The following is a 15,513-nucleotide window of genomic DNA, read 5'->3' on the forward strand; positions in this document are numbered from 1 at the left end:
TATAACATTTTTAAAGTACTGAAAATTAGTTTATTATATATTTGATCTCTTGAATTTTATCAAAAATATTTTGGGGCAATTAAATGAACATAAAGGTTATTCTGGTCTTCATGATCATGCTTTCAGGCATGTCAATGAATTCCCAGCAAATCACCATCTCAGGTAGGTTTGCAGATGCCTTTACCGAAGTGCCCTTACCACAGGTAAAAGTTTCTTTCGAAAGTTATTTTACAGAAGTTATTTCAGATTCCAATGGTGAATTCCAGCTGGAGCTGGAAAATATTCAGCCTGCTGAATATGTTTTGAGAATTGACAAAGTTGGCTACCTGCTGAAACGGATTCCCGTTAATATTCAAACTGTTGGAAAAGACCTTGGAACAATCCTTCTCCAGCCTGACCCTGCTTTTGAGCAAAATCAACAGGTTAGCATTAGTCTGTCAGATGCCGAATTGCTTTTGGCCGAAAGTGAATTCGATAATATTTCTGGTATCCTTCAATCCAGCAGGGACGTCTTTTTAAACGCTGTTGCGTTTGATTTTAGTCAGACTTTCTTCCGTCCACGAGGTCTGGGTTCGGAATATGGAAAAATCCTGATCAATGGTATCGAAATGAACAAACTCTATGACGGTCGCCCCCAATGGAGTAATTGGGGCGGACTTAATGATGTGCAGCGAAACCAGGTTTTTACAAATGGAATTGCGGCTAATGATTACCAGTTTGGCGGGTTGGGTGGTACCACTAATATTATTATGCGGGCATCCAGATATCAGAAGAGCGGCCGGTTATCTTTTGCAGGTTCCAATAGGAGTTATACCGGCCGATTGATGGCAACCTATGCTTCCGGTGAAGAGAAAAATAGATGGTATTATGCCCTGTCGGTGGGGCGCCGGTACGCCGCCGAAGGATATATGGATGGAACCATATATGATGCTAACTCTTTGTTTGTTTCTGTCGAAAAAAAACTGAAAGAAGAACACTCACTTAATTTTAGTGCTTTCTATACACCTAATATCCGGGGGCGCTCAGCGGCTATGACCGAAGAAGTCTTCGAGCTGAAGGGCAGAACCTATAATCCTTATTGGGGTTATCAGAATGGGGAGATAAGAAATTCCCGCATTCGGGAGACCAAAGAACCGGTTTTGATGTTAAATCATTTCTGGGCAATTTCAGAAAAGGCTTTATTGAATACCAATCTTTCTTATCAATTTGGGGAAACAGCGAATTCAAGGATAGACTACGGAGGGACCACATTGAACACAGCAAATGGTCAAAATTCCTTTTATGGAGGTGGAGCGAATCCCGATCCTGTTTATTATCAAAAACTGCCTTCATATTTCCTGAGGTTTTCCAACAATCAGAATTTTGAATCCGCTTATCGTGCTCAGAATGAAATCAACGAAAATGGGCAGCTCGATTGGATTTCACTTTATTCAGCTAATCTAACCGCTGCCGAAAATGTTCAGAATACTGTTTATGCACTTGCTGAAGATGTGAATGAGGATTCTCAGTTATCTGCTAATTCTATTCTTAGCCTGGAAATAAGGAAGAATTTAAAATTGAACTCTGCCATACGATTCAGCCGACTTCAAAGTCAGAATTATGCAAGGATTAAAGACCTCCTGGGAGGCGATCATTTCCTGGATATAGATATTTTCGTTCAGGATGAAGTAGGTAATACTCCCGGCCTGGCCGCTCAAAGTGATCTGAAGAATCTTAATCGTCTTGTTACCGAAAATGAACATTACAAGTATAATTATAAGATCCAGGCCGAGGAGGCTGAACTGTTTAGTCAGTTACAATGGACGAACCGAAATTGGGAAGCTTATCTGAGTGGAAACCTGGAGGCAATCAGTTACCAGAGAACGGGGAACTATCAGAATGGTGTTTTTCCGGATAATTCATTAGGTAATAGCGAAGTTGCCGAATTTCTAAATTTCGGGATTAAATCTGGAGCTGTTTACAAAATATCAGGCAGACAAAATATTGAAGTAAATGCAGGATATTTTCACAAGGCTCCCGGTATTAGGAATGCATTTTTAAATCCAAGACAAAACAATTTTCTGGTTCCTGATCTGGATAAAGAAAGGATAATGACAGGCGATGTTTCATATCGCTATCGTTCTTCATTGCTGAATTTCCGATTAACCGGGTACTATACGGAAATCTCAGATATCACAGAAGTTTCCTATTATTTTGCTGACGGACTTTCAGGTCTGGAAAGGGAAAATACTACTGCTTTTGTACAGGAAGTTTTGAGCGGTATGGACAAGCGATACTATGGTCTCGAATTAGGGGCGGAATCCCAAATAACTTCGACGATCAAGATCAAATCGGCACTGGCCCTTGGCGAATATATCCATTCCAACAATCCCAGTCTGACCTTAAGTTCTTCGACATTCTCTTCAAATCTCGATTACGGGAAAGCCTATTTAAAGAATTATCATCTCCCCGGCGGACCCCAGACCGCAGCTCAAATTGGATTCGAATATCGTGATCCGGATTTCTGGTGGTTCGGCACAACACTCAACTATTTTTCGAATGCATTCATAGATATAAATCCGTTAACCAGAACTGCAAATTTCCAGAGGGATTATGACGGTTTAGCCTTGCTGGAATATGATCCCGTGACTGCGTCAGAACTTCTGAAACAGGAGAAATTTAATGATTATCTCCTGGTGAATGCTGTAGGAGGTAAATCCTGGAGGATCAGGGATAAATATCTGGGAACTTTTATCAGTCTTAATAATATTTTCAATGTGCTTTATAAAAGTGGAGGTTATGAGCAGGGGAGGAATGCAAATTACCGGAGTTTGAAAGAAGATATGAGCAGAGAGCTGCCACTTTTCGCTCCTAAATACTGGTACGGTCAGGGGACTACCTTTTTCGCAAATGTTTATTTAAGATTTTAAGCAGATGAATATGAAGATTTTTAAAACAGGAATGTTATTGATCTTACTGGCTGGTTTTGGTTGTGTGAAGACCGATGATTTTGAATTGCCTGAACTGGATAAGGTGCAGGTAGAGATCAATGGAAATCTTACCAGTATAGAAGCGGTAAAAGGTAATTATAATTTCAGTACCGGACAGATCTATACCTTTCATGGAACTAATACCTGGTTTTCCGGGTACGTTATCTCTGATGATTCAGGTGGGAATTTCTATAAGGAATTGATCATTCAGGATAAGCCATCCAATCCTGTTTCCGGGATTCAGCTTCTTCTTGATCATAATTCTCTTTTTGAAACCTTCAATTTTGGAAGAAAGGTATATGTAAAGCTAGATGGGCTAAGCCTTTGGTATAATAATGGGGTTTTACAATTAGGAATTCAGAACAGGGGAGACGTTGTGGTAATTCCTAATTCCCTTATCGATGACCATGTGATCCGGACTGAAGAGACTTCTGAGATAACCCCCATTCCAATTAAAATTTCTGATTTCTCTTCGGAAATGAAGAACCTCTACATAAAATTAGAGAATGTTCAGTTTGACCGCAATCTGGTAAAAGAAGATCAAGTCTATTCATTTGCTTCCAATCCTGCTGACCAGTATGACGGAGAACGACAACTTGAAAGTTGTGAAACAGGAGAGACCGTTTTATTAAGTACGAGTTCCTTCTCAAATTTTAAATCCCTCCTGATTCCCGAGGGTTCGGGAAGTGTAGAAGGAATTTTGACCCGTGATTTTTTTGATGAACATTATGTGATTATGGTAAATTCTCCCGATAAGTTAGATATGAACGCTTCCCGTTGTGATCCGGTTTATCTTGATTGCGGAGAAAATTTAACTGAAGGTTCAAAAATCATATTCGAAGAGAATTTCGAAGGAGTTACTTCCAATACGATACTTAATTCACGGCGCTGGATCAATGAAAATGTAAGTGGAGGTGAGGTGAAATTCAAACCAACACTTTCGGCCGGTAATCGACTATTAAGGATCTCTGCCTATAATACAATAGAAAGTCCGCTTGAAGCCTGGCTGGTGACTCCGCTTATCAATCTGGATAGTTCAGTTGATGAAGTGCTCAGTTTTGATATCATGTCGTCTTATGATAAAGGTCTGTTGATGGAAGTCTTTGTGACAACCAGTTTCACGGGTGATCCTCTCACTACAGAATGGACCCAGCTGGATGCTGATATTCCTCTTGGGCCTTCAGGTAGTAATTCCCGGGTTTTTACAAGATCTAAAATTGATATTTCATGCCTTGATGGTAAGGTCTGGATAGCTTTCAGGTACCTGGGCTCGGCACCGGATAAGACTACGACTTATGACCTGGATAATGTCAGGGTAACAGGGGATTAGATTTATTTCGTCACCCTGAACTTGGTTCAGGGTTTCGTAATATATTTTTAAAAGATGCTGAAACAAGTTCAGCATGAAGAAGAATTTAACTAATCTTCTCTTCTTCATTCTTCTCCCTAAAATCCAGTGGTTTTAATACTTTCAGCGCTTTTTCTACAGAGGTGATTCTATCAAAAGTCAGTAATAGACGCAGACCATTCCTGGTTTGTTTTTCCTTCATCTGGCAGGTTTGTGAATGCGACTGAACATACTGGAGAATTCTGGTGAAATTCTGTGTCTGGTAGAACCTTGATTTCTGATCGGAAATAAAATAACCTACCAGTTTCCCTTTTTTCATTACGATCTTTTCAAGACCCATATGTGAGGCGATCCACTTTAATCGCACCGAATTGAGAAGGTCTACCGCTTGTACTGGTAATTCTCCAAACCTGTCTACAAGCTCTTCTTCGAATTTCTGAAGTTCTTCTTCATTCTTAAGCTCGTTCAGTTTGGTATATAAATTAAGCCTTTCCGTGATATTGTTGATGTAGTCATCAGGGAAGAGTAGCTCAAAATCAGTGTCGATCTGGGTGTCTTTTACAAAATCCTTATGCTCCAGGTCTTCAGTTTCAGCATACAGGTCCCTGAATTCGTTCTCTTTTAATTCTTCTATCGCTTCGTTAAGGATCTTCTGATAAGTGTCAAACCCAATATCGTTTATAAAACCGCTCTGTTCGCCCCCTAAGAGATCTCCTGCGCCCCTTATTTCCAGGTCCTTCATCGCTATATTGAATCCACTGCCCAGTTCTGAGAACTGTTCCAAAGCTGTGATACGCTTTCTGGCATCTTCAGTCATTGCCGAGTATGGCGGAGTGATAAAATAGCAGAATGCCTTTTTGTTACTTCGACCTACGCGGCCACGCATCTGGTGAAGATCAGAAAGCCCGAAATTGTTGGCGTTATTGATAAAAATCGTATTCGCTTCTGAAACATCAAGTCCGCTTTCCACGATAGTGGTTGATACAAGAACATCAAACTCACCATTTATAAAGCTTAACATCAATTTCTCCAGTTTTTTTCCTTCCATCTGGCCATGACCCACTCCTATTTTTGCATCGGGCACCAGTCGCTGGATCATTCCTGCAACTTCCTTGATGTTCTCCACCCTGTTATGGATAAAGAATACCTGCCCTCCACGCTGAATTTCGTAAGAAATGGCATCCCTTATTATCTCCTCTGAAAATCTTATGACATGGCTCTCTATAGGATATCTGTTAGGCGGGGGTGTTGTAATCGTTGAAAGGTCACGGGCAGCCATTAAACTGAACTGCAAAGTCCTTGGAATAGGCGTTGCAGTAAGGGTTAAAGTGTCCACGTTTTCACGGATGGTCTTAAGCTTGTCTTTTACGGAAACTCCAAATTTCTGTTCCTCATCAACTATCAGAAGCCCCAAATCCTTGAATTTAACCGATTTGTTAACGAGTTGATGTGTCCCTATGATTATGTCTACTTTTCCATTTTCCAGATCCTGAAGGGTCTCTCTACGTTCTTTAGTTGTTCTGAAACGGTTCAGGTAGTCTGTCCTAACCGGGAAATCCTTGAGCCTTTCTGTAAATGTTTGATGATGCTGAAACGCGAGAATGGTGGTTGGTACCAGTACGGCCACCTGTTTTCCGTTATCAACGGCCTTGAAAGCGGCACGAATAGCAACTTCAGTCTTGCCAAAACCTACATCACCACAAACCAGGCGGTCCATGGGGCGTTCACTTTCCATATCTTTTTTTACGGCTTCGGTTGCGGAACTTTGATCGGGAGTATCTTCATACATGAAAGAGGCTTCCAGCTCATGCTGTAAGTAGGAGTCCGGATCATATTTGAAGCCTTTTTCGAGTCGCCGTTTGGCATAAAGCTTTATAAGGTCGTAAGCGATATGTTTTACCCTTGCTTTGGTCTTTTTCTTAAGGTTCTTCCAGGCACTGCTTCCAAGTTTATAGATCTTGGGAGGTTTTCCATCTTTTCCATTGAATTTGGAGATCTTGTGCAGGGAATGAATACTTAAATAAAGTATATCGCGTTCGCCGTAAATAAGCTTAATGGCTTCCTGTTTTTTTCCTTCTACATCTATCTTCTGAAGGCCGCCAAATTTCCCGATCCCATGGTCTATATGGGTTACATAATCCCCAACTTCAAGATTGGTAAGTTCTTTAAGAGTGATGGCCTGCTTCTTGGCATAACCGTTCTTTAGATGGAATTTGTGATATCGTTCAAAGATCTGATGGTCGGTGTAGCAAACCGTTTTTGAATCTTCATCAATAAATCCCTGATACATTGAGAATACCGGGGTATGATATTTCACTTCCTGTACCTGATCGTCAAAGATATCATGGAACCTTTTGGCCTGCTGTTCACTTACGCAGCAAATAAAATTAGTATAGCCGGATTCCTGGTTTTCAATAAGGTCGTTAATAAGCAGATCGAACTGCTTGTTAAAGGAAGGTTGCGGCTTGGTGTTGAAGGCTATCTGTTTCTTCGGATTAAGGTAAGCCTGTGTGCTAAGCTCAACGGCAGTGTATTCCAGCAATTGTTTTTTAAGTAATTCGGCATTACAGAACAATTCCCTGGGCTCACTGTGTTTTACTTCTTTTGACAGTTCTTTGAATGCTTCTTCAGCCTTTTTGAAAAGCTTATCTGTTTGCCCCGAAAGAAGGTCCAGATTCTTGATGAATATTACCGTTTTGGCTGAAATATATTTTAAAAAGCTCTCCCTTATTTCATCCAGATGCTTGTTTTCCACATTAGGCATCACAGAGATCTTCTTCTTTTTGTCCGTGGAAAGCTGGGTTTCTACATCGAAAGTCCGGATGCTGTCCACTTCATCTCCAAAGAACTCTATCCTATAAGGTTCGTCGTGGCTGAAGGAGAAAACATCAATTATACCTCCGCGAACCGAAAATTCTCCCGGCTCCGTTACAAAATCCACTCTTTTGAACTGGTATTCAAACAGGACCTCGTTTATAAAATCGATTGAAAGTTCATCGCCAACAGCAATCTTTAAGGTGCTTCGGTCAAGTTCTTTTCGCGTGACCACCTTTTCAAAAAGCGCATCGGGATAGGTTACGATGATCGCGGGTTTCTTTCGGGAGTTGATGCGGTTAAGCACTTCAGCCCTTAACAGAACATTGGCGTTATCGGTTTCCTCGATCTGGTATGGTCTTCTATAGCTTCCGGGATAAAAAAGCACATTTTTATCTCCTACAAGCTGTTCCAGGTCATTCAGGTAATAGGCAGCCTCCTCCTTATCATTAAATATCAGTAGGAAAGGGTGATCAGCCTCTTTAAAGGCATTTGAAATAACAAAAGAAAGTGCTGATCCAACCAGACCTTTCAGGTGTAATTTTTCAGCTTTATTTTCAGAATGGGAAATAGCGTTCTGCAATTCCTGCTGCAGCGGGGATTGTGCAAAACTTTTGGCGATAAGATTTATACTCATTGCCGCAAAGATAATTTCATACTCAAAGCCTTACAACCGAAAAATTCATTTTTAACGATTATATAGCATTTTTGAATTTTACCATTTCTCTAACGCAGAATCTTTGATAGGATGAGTACATTCATCAGAAACACTGCAATTATGGGGATTGAACAATTCGATGTTTTTGTAATAGGTACCGGTACCGCAGGGAAAAGTGTCGCCAGGGAATGTGTGAAAGAAGGTTTGAGGGTAGCAATTGCCGATAAACGTGAATTTGGAGGAACCTGTGCTAATCGTGGTTGTGATCCTAAAAAAGTTCTGCTGGGACTTACAGAGATCATTCACCGGGCCGAAAAAATGAAAGGTAAAGGTGTAACAAAAATGCCCGAAGTAAGCTGGAGCGATCTAATGGAATTCAAAAACACCTTTACCGGGGCAGTTCCCGCAGCCACAGAGAATGATCTGGAAGCCCTTGGAATAAAAATGTACCATCAGTCACCAAAATTTCTGGATGAGAATACGTTGTCTGTAGAAGGTAAAACGGTGAAGGCGAAAAAGATCGTTATTGCTACAGGTAATAAAGCATTGGAGTTGCCAATACCGGGCCGTGACCTCCCTATAATTAGTGATGATTTTCTTGAACTGGAAGAATTGCCCGATAGCATGATCTTTATTGGTGCTGGATACATCGGGATGGAATTTGCCCATATTGCTGCCAGATTCGGGGTGGATGTTACAATGATTGATGCTGAATCCAGGCCTCTTAATAATTTTGATGAGGATATGGTGGAATATCTGCAAAAGGCTTCAGAAGATCTGGGAATAAAGTTCATATTTAATGCACAGGTAAAGGAGATAGAGAAATTGCAGACCAACTACAGGGTGAAAGCCGACCGTCAAGGAAAGGAAATATCGGTTAAGGCCAAACTGGTGGTTAACGCTGCCGGCCGCGTTCCCTCTATTGATGAGCTTGATCTGGAAAAGGGAAATGTGGACTTTTCAAAAAAGGGGGTTATTGTTAATGAACATCTGCAAAGCCCTTCAAATAAAAATGTGTATGCATGCGGAGATGTTTCAGCAAGTGAAGGCTTACCCCTAACTCCTTTATCCTCCCAGGAGGCACGAATAGTGGCCGCCAATATTCTGAATAAGAACCGGGATAAAACCGTGGATTTTCCTCCGCAACCATCGGTGGTATTTACTCTTCCTAACCTTGCTTCCGTAGGGCTCAATGAAAGGCAGGCCAGAGAAAAGGCTTATGATTTTGTGGTAGAAATGAAAAATGCTCCCGAATGGTTCAATGCCAAGCGAATCAATGACGATTATTATGCCTATAAGACCCTTGTTGATAAAAAAACAGGCCTTATCCTTGGAGCACACCTCGTAAGTGCCGAAGCGAGTGAAATGATCAATATGTTCGTAATGGCCATGTGCGGAAAACTGGATTGTGAAACCTTAAAAAGGATGATTTTTACTTACCCAAGCTGGGCAGGGGATATCAAGTTTATGGTCTAGATCTTTTCCCCATGAAGTAAGCGATAAACTGGGTTGGTTTTTCGGTTAATAAAGGCATGATATGCCGTATTGAGTAATAAGAGAATGGCTCCACCAATTGCGGTTTTCGCTATTAATTCTTCAGTTCCCTGATGTCGAACATAAATGGCTACTAATGCCCAGATTCCTACTGCAGCATATTCACGCATGTTTCGTAGGTGTATCATGAGTAGATTAATTATAGTTGCCACGCCTATCATAATAACTGTCCATTCGGCTTCAGAAAAGATAGCGCCATCCCAACCAACCAGGGAAAGATAGGAAGCCATATTAGCAATTACAGCTACGCTTATCCAGCCGGAAAAAAGACAGATTGGCCACCAATAAAATGCTATGGTCTGTATCGGCGCATCCCACTTTTCCATATCATTATTGAGGATGATCTTCAGCAGTTTTATTAGAATAAGGAACATAAAGATTACTGAAAGTCCAATATATTCATTTAGCCATGCAATTATCCAGCAACTCATGGCTATGTTGGCGACTATAAACCAGCCGGAGGTGTTCCTTATAAAATCGGTATATTTTCCATTTGAGAAAGCCTCATATAGCATAAAACCTGAAAATGCCACTAAGCCTATAAATATAAGGCCCCAGATAGAGAAGGCATAATCTGCCGGAGTGAACAGGTTGGGATATTTATCGCTTATTTCACCAATGGTCTTCCCATTAATACGCCCGGTTTGAGCCAGAAAATTAACTGTAAGGCTTAATACAACCGACAGAAAATTGAAAATAGCCAGTTTCTTTAACACGTCAGGTGAAATTTAGGTTACTAAAATTACTTCTTTTCCGGTTATGGCATAAACCCGGTCTTCCTGTTCCGGTTGCATAAAGTAATTACCGGTAAAATCACCAAATGCAGGAAGGATAAGCTGCTGCCGGCTTTGGAAGAAACAGGAAAGTTTTAATACCTGCTTTCCATTCCCCTGCATCTTATATCCAGGGTGAATATGACCACAAAGATTAAAAAGTCCTTCACGTTCTTCAGGATGGTGGCTTAGGAGAAATTCATCAACCTCCACTTCCGAAAAGAACCTGATGCCCAGTTTTTCATATTTAAGAGGCGAGATGATATCGTGATTACCTGCTACAAGATGTACCTGCTGGTCCAGATTGGAGTGCCAGTCTTCAAACATGTCCCATTCCATATTAGCGGAACTGTGAAAAAGGTCTCCCAAAAAGACGATATGCTCCGGATCAAACTCTTTAATCAGAAGATCCATCTTTCTGAAATTATTCGCAATGGCTGTCACCGGGACGGCGCTTCCATGCTTTCTGAAATGGGAGATCTTACCAAGATGCACATCGGCTATAAGCAGGATCTCTTGTTCCGGCCAGTAAGCAGCGCCGGAAGGATGTAATACGAAATCACGATTTTTAATCCTTATGTTTAGATTCATATTATAGTTTACACAAGATTTCTGCAGCCTGTTCCAGAGTTTCATCTGTTTTGGCAAAGCAGAACCTTAGCTGTTTATGGTCTTTTTGATCAATATTAAAAACTGAAACGGGGATGGAAGCCAGTCCATGCTCTTTAACCAGCCTTTCCGCAAAAGTCACATCATTTTCCTGAGTGATTTCAGAATAATTTAAAAGTTGAAAATAAGTGCCCGAAGAAGGAGTGAATTTGAATCTGGATTGATCTATTAAATTCAGAAAAAGATCACGTTTTTTCTGATAAAAGGAAGATAGTTCCAGGTAATGCTCCGGGTTTTTAATGTACCCGGCGTAAGCTTTCTGCATGGGGTGATTCACAGAAAAGACCGTCACCTCGTGTATCTTCCAGATCTCTTTCATCAAATATTCAGGAGCCACACAATATCCGGTTTTCCAGCCGGTATTATGGAAAGTCTTGCCGAATGATGCGCATACAATAGCCCTTTGGGCCAGCCCAGGGAATTTTGAAGCACTCTGGTGTTCCAGATTATCAAAGATCAAATGCTCGTATACCTCGTCGCTCAGAAGAATGATATCGGTACCTTCCAGGATGTTTTCCAGTCTTTTCATGTCTTCTTCTGAAAGAACAGTTCCCGTGGGGTTATGTGGTGTATTGATAATGATCATTCGGGTCTTTGGGGTAACCGCGCTTTTCACTTCATTCCAGTCAACCTTATAGTTTTCACCCTTTAGCTGGATCAACACTGGTTTCCCGCCATTCAACCTTATCGTGGGTTCATAGCTGTCGTAGGCAGGCTTGAGGACGATGACTTCATCTCCGGGATTTATAAATGCGGTAATTGCGCAATATAACGCCTGGGTTGCCCCTGCGGTAAGTGTTATCTCTGTTTCCGCATTGTATTCTTTGCCGTAGAGATTGGCGATCTTTTTCGTGATTTCGTCTCTCAATTCCTTTACTCCATGGGATGGAGGGTACTGGTTGTAACCATTTTTCATTGCCCTGGTTACCAGTTTTTTCAGTTTTCTGTCCGTTTCAAAATTGGGAAAACCCTGAGAAAGATTAATGGCTTTGTACTCGTTGGCCATCCTGCTCATTACAGAAAAGATGCTTGGAGTGGTATCTGGTAATTTGGAAGAAATAGTCCGGATATCTGCCATTATTTAATTTTTAATTAAAATGCATAAAAAATCCCGGACTGCAAAGCCCGGGACCTTCTATATTCGCTTAAACGATTGTTAATTACTTAACGCTGGCCTTCAGATATTCGCGGTTCATCCTAGCGATATTTTCCAAAGAGATTCCTTTAGGACATTCGATTTCGCATGCTCCGGTGTTGGTACAGTTACCAAAACCTTCCTTGTCCATTTGCTCTACCATCTGGAGTACCCTTCTGTCAGCTTCCACTTCACCCTGAGGCAGTAATGCAAACTGGCTTACCTTGGCCGAGGTGAAAAGCATAGCACTGGCATTCTTACAGGCGGCAACGCAGGCACCACAACCAATACAGGTCGCAGCATAGAAAGACATGTCTGCATTGTCCTTTTCAATTGGAATGGAGTTAGCGTCCTGAGTATTTCCTGAAGTATTTACAGAAATATACCCACCGGCTTGCTGGATACGATCAAAAGAACTGCGGTCTACCACAAGATCCTTGATCACGGGAAAGGCTTTCGCACGGAAAGGTTCAATAACGATAGTGTCGCCATCTTTGAATCTTCTCATGTGAAGCTGGCAGGTGGTAATCCCACGATCAGGGCCATGAGGTTCTCCATTTATCTGAAGACTACAGGCTCCGCAAATTCCTTCACGGCAGTCATGATCAAAAGCTACAGGTTCATCTCCTTTGTCAATAAGCTGTTCGTTAAGAACATCCATCATTTCAAGAAAAGACATATCGGGAGAGATGTCTGCAACCTGGTAAGTCACTACTTTTCCTTTGGTGTCGGCGTTCTTCTGACGCCATATTTTTAATGTAAGGTTCATATTTTCAATTTGAAAATCTGAGAATTTGAAAATTAGTCAATTGAATTAACACATTTTCAAACTTTCAAATTATTTATAGCTCCTTGTTTTTACTTCTATATTCTCGTATTCCAGATTCTCTTTATGAAGTATGGCTTCTCCGGGATTACCAGTGTATTCCCATGCAGCTACATACATAAAGTTCTCATCGTCACGAAGGGCTTCCCCTTCTTCGGTTTGATATTCCTCTCTAAAGTGACCTCCACAGGATTCATTTCTATGAAGTGCGTCTTTAGCGAATAATTCTCCAAGTTCAAGAAAGTCTGCAACACGGCCCGCTTTTTCAAGCTCAGCGTTCATCTCATTGGCAGAACCGGGAACTTTTACATCTTTCCAGAATTCTTCACGAAGTTGTTTGATCTCTTCGATTGCTTCCTTAAGACCTTCTGCATTTCTTGCCATTCCCACCTTGTTCCACATGATCTTACCAAGAAGTTTATGGAAATGGTCTACAGATTTACTTCCTTTATTATTGATAAGCTTATCAATTTGATCACGTACCTCTTTTTCGGCGGCCTCAAATTCCGGAGAATCGGTAGGGATAGGTCCGGTTCTGATATCATCGGCAAGATAATTACCAATGGTATAAGGTAATACGAAATATCCGTCAGCAAGTCCCTGCATCAGAGCAGAAGCTCCAAGTCTGTTAGCGCCATGGTCAGAGAAGTTAGCTTCTCCAATAGCGTAACATCCAGGAATTGTGGTTTGAAGGTTGTAATCAACCCATACACCACCCATCGTGTAATGTACCGCAGGATAGATCATCATTGGAGTTTCATATGGATTCTGATCTACGATCTTCTCGTACATCTGGAAAAGGTTACCGTATTTGGCTTCTACCACCTGTTTTCCAAGTTCCTTTATTTTGGCTTCTGAAGGATTATCTATTTTCTGGGTAGTCGCAGCTTCCTTGCCATAACGCATGATCGCCGAACTAAAGTCCAGGTAAACAGCCTCTCCGGTCTTGTTTACTCCAAAACCTGCATCACAACGTTCTTTTGCCGCTCTTGAAGCAACATCTCGTGGGACCAGGTTACCGAAAGCCGGATATCTTCTTTCCAGGTAGTAATCTCTTTCTTCTTCTGAAAGCTCGGTAGGTTTCTTTTTGCCAGCCCTTATCGCTTCAGCATCTTCTTTTTTCTTCGGTACCCAGATCCTTCCATCATTCCGAAGGGATTCAGACATCAGCGTAAGCTTAGACTGGTGGTCTCCTGAAACCGGAATACAGGTTGGGTGTATCTGAGTGAAACATGGATTTGCGAAATATGCTCCTTTTTTATGTATTTTCCAGCTTGCAGTAACATTACTTCCCATCGCATTGGTTGAAAGGAAGAATACGTTTCCGTAACCTCCTGAAGCGATAACCACAGCATGAGCCGAATGTCTTTCAAGTTTACCTGTTACAAGATCTCTCGCGATGATACCTCTTGCTTTGCCATCTACTTTAACGATATCAAGCATCTCATGCCTGTTGAAGGCCTGGATCTTTCCTCGGTTGATCTGACGGTTCATTGCAGAATAGGCACCGAGCAGTAACTGCTGTCCCGTTTGTCCTTTAGCATAAAAAGTCCTGGATACAAGTACCCCTCCAAATGAACGGTTGTCCAGAAGTCCGCCATATTCACGGGCAAAAGGAACTCCCTGAGCAACACACTGGTCTATGATGTTGCCTGAAACTTCGGCGAGTCGATATACATTTTCTTCTCTGGAGCGATAATCACCTCCTTTGATAGTGTCGTAGAAAAGACGGTAAATAGAGTCACCGTCACCCTGATAGTTCTTTGCTGCGTTAATACCTCCCTGGGCCGCAATAGAGTGAGCCCTACGTGGCGAATCCTGGTAGCAGAATGTCTTCACATTGTAACCCAGCTCGGCCAGGGTTGCGGCAGCACTACCACCGGCAAGTCCGGTTCCAACTACGATCACATCAATGTTTCGTTTGTTGGCAGGGTTAACGAGATTTATATCATTTTTATGGTTGGTCCACTTTTCTGCCAATGGGCCTTTAGGTGTGTTTGATTCAAATATTCCCATAGCTTAAATTTTTTCTAATACAAAGTGAATATAAAAAGGGATCACGGCAAATGCGAGTGGTACCAGAACGGCGAAAGCCATTCCCACCTTTTTGATGAATCCGTTGTATTTTGGATGATTAACACCAAGTGACTGAAATCCGCTTGAAAAACCATGAGAAAGGTGAAAAGCAATCGCCAGCATGGCCACGGCATAGGCTATGGCCCAAAGTAGACCATATTGAGCATCCTGGAAGGTCTTAATAGTAAGAGTGTAAAGATCTTTTACTTCCATCCCGTCTGCAGTTGTATAGATTGTATCGTCAAGTCCTCCAAATTTCATTTCCCCCCAGAACATCGTCATATGAACAACAATAAAAGCGAGAATAACAGTTCCCAGAATTCCCATATTTCTGGAAGACCACATGGTATTAGTTGAAGGCCTAAAGCTTACATAGCTCTGAGGTCTTGCTTTCCTGTTGTTTATTGTAAGCATGATACCGTCAATCGCATGAAAAATAATACTGAAATAAGTAAGATAGGAAAGGAGCTTAACGGCTGGGTTCGTGGTCATGAATAATGCATATTCATTGAACTGGTCCCGGGCTCCTTCGCTTACAGGAATTAATAATTGCAGATTTCCGAATAAATGTCCTACTAAAAACAGGCACAGAAAAAGGCCGGTGAAAGCCATCCAGTATTTCTTTGCGAGGGATGACTTTAAAAGCGCAGATTTCGCCATAAATGTTTAGAATTATTTGATAAGTCCAGCA

Annotated in this window: 10 protein-coding genes; 3 read left to right on the forward strand and 7 right to left on the reverse strand. The window is 41.6% G+C overall.

Annotated features, from left to right (window positions below; all coding sequences use genetic code 11):
* The first annotated feature begins 83 nt into the window (after window positions 1-83).
* Window positions 84-2,909: a TonB-dependent receptor gene (locus EZJ28_RS08950; protein ID WP_131397033.1), complete on the forward strand. Its 2,826-nt coding sequence runs from the start codon at window positions 84-86 to the stop codon at window positions 2,907-2,909.
* Between the two features lie 10 nt (window positions 2,910-2,919).
* On the forward strand, window positions 2,920-4,299 hold the full coding sequence (locus EZJ28_RS08955) for a DUF5689 domain-containing protein (RefSeq protein WP_131397035.1): 1,380 nt from the start codon (window positions 2,920-2,922) through the stop codon (window positions 4,297-4,299).
* Between the two features lie 85 nt (window positions 4,300-4,384).
* Here the strand turns inward: EZJ28_RS08955 and mfd are convergent, their stop codons facing one another.
* On the reverse strand, window positions 4,385-7,768 hold the full coding sequence (mfd, locus tag EZJ28_RS08960; RefSeq protein WP_131397037.1) for a transcription-repair coupling factor: 3,384 nt from the start codon (window positions 7,766-7,768) through the stop codon (window positions 4,385-4,387).
* 111 nt (window positions 7,769-7,879) lie between these two features.
* Between mfd and EZJ28_RS08965 the strand changes: the two genes are divergently transcribed.
* Entirely contained in the window at window positions 7,880-9,265 is a 1,386-nt protein-coding gene (locus EZJ28_RS08965; RefSeq protein ID WP_347562585.1) for an NAD(P)/FAD-dependent oxidoreductase, read from the forward strand.
* Here the strand turns inward: EZJ28_RS08965 and EZJ28_RS08970 are convergent.
* The 6 genes from EZJ28_RS08970 to EZJ28_RS08995 all read right to left on the reverse strand — a co-directional run bounded on the left by EZJ28_RS08970 (window position 9,262) and on the right by EZJ28_RS08995 (window position 15,482).
* Window positions 9,262-10,059, reverse strand: a complete 798-nt coding sequence (locus EZJ28_RS08970; RefSeq protein ID WP_131397039.1) for a tryptophan-rich sensory protein — start codon at window positions 10,057-10,059, stop codon at window positions 9,262-9,264. The two genes, EZJ28_RS08965 and EZJ28_RS08970, sit on opposite strands and share 4 nt — an antisense overlap.
* A 12-nt stretch (window positions 10,060-10,071) precedes the next feature.
* Window positions 10,072-10,707: a ligase-associated DNA damage response endonuclease PdeM gene (pdeM, locus tag EZJ28_RS08975; RefSeq protein WP_131397041.1), complete on the reverse strand. Its 636-nt coding sequence runs from the start codon at window positions 10,705-10,707 to the stop codon at window positions 10,072-10,074.
* Window position 10,708: 1 nt separating this feature from the next.
* Entirely contained in the window at window positions 10,709-11,863 is a 1,155-nt protein-coding gene (locus tag EZJ28_RS08980; RefSeq protein ID WP_131397043.1) for a methionine aminotransferase, read from the reverse strand.
* Window positions 11,864-11,945: 82 nt separating this feature from the next.
* Complete coding sequence (locus tag EZJ28_RS08985; RefSeq protein ID WP_131397045.1) at window positions 11,946-12,689, reverse strand: succinate dehydrogenase/fumarate reductase iron-sulfur subunit; 744 nt, start codon at window positions 12,687-12,689, stop codon at window positions 11,946-11,948.
* Between the two features lie 69 nt (window positions 12,690-12,758).
* The gene (locus EZJ28_RS08990; RefSeq protein ID WP_131397047.1) at window positions 12,759-14,762 is read right to left on the reverse strand and encodes a fumarate reductase/succinate dehydrogenase flavoprotein subunit; all 2,004 of its coding nucleotides are present in this window, start codon (window positions 14,760-14,762) and stop codon (window positions 12,759-12,761) included.
* A 3-nt stretch (window positions 14,763-14,765) separates the two neighbouring features.
* Window positions 14,766-15,482, reverse strand: a complete 717-nt coding sequence (locus tag EZJ28_RS08995) for a succinate dehydrogenase cytochrome b subunit (RefSeq protein ID WP_131397049.1) — start codon at window positions 15,480-15,482, stop codon at window positions 14,766-14,768.
* Window positions 15,483-15,513 lie beyond the last annotated feature (31 nt).

The organism is Gramella sp. KN1008 (genome assembly GCF_004332155.1).
Lineage (GTDB): Bacteria > Bacteroidota > Bacteroidia > Flavobacteriales > Flavobacteriaceae > Christiangramia.

Bases quoted from the DNA above. Each gene is read 5' to 3' on its own strand.
- EZJ28_RS08950 (WP_131397033.1), top strand. From the start codon at position 84: ATGAACATAAAGGTTATTCTGGTCTTCATGATCATGCTTTCAGGCATG.
- EZJ28_RS08955 (WP_131397035.1), top strand. From the start codon at position 2,920: ATGAAGATTTTTAAAACAGGAATGTTATTGATCTTACTGGCTGGTTTT.
- mfd (WP_131397037.1), bottom strand. From the start codon at position 7,768: ATGAGTATAAATCTTATCGCCAAAAGTTTTGCACAATCCCCGCTGCAG.
- EZJ28_RS08965 (WP_347562585.1), top strand. From the start codon at position 7,880: ATGAGTACATTCATCAGAAACACTGCAATTATGGGGATTGAACAATTC.
- pdeM (WP_131397041.1), bottom strand. From the start codon at position 10,707: ATGAATCTAAACATAAGGATTAAAAATCGTGATTTCGTATTACATCCT.
- EZJ28_RS08980 (WP_131397043.1), bottom strand. From the start codon at position 11,863: ATGGCAGATATCCGGACTATTTCTTCCAAATTACCAGATACCACTCCA.
- EZJ28_RS08985 (WP_131397045.1), bottom strand. From the start codon at position 12,689: ATGAACCTTACATTAAAAATATGGCGTCAGAAGAACGCCGACACCAAA.
- EZJ28_RS08990 (WP_131397047.1), bottom strand. From the start codon at position 14,762: ATGGGAATATTTGAATCAAACACACCTAAAGGCCCATTGGCAGAAAAG.
- EZJ28_RS08995 (WP_131397049.1), bottom strand. From the start codon at position 15,482: ATGGCGAAATCTGCGCTTTTAAAGTCATCCCTCGCAAAGAAATACTGG.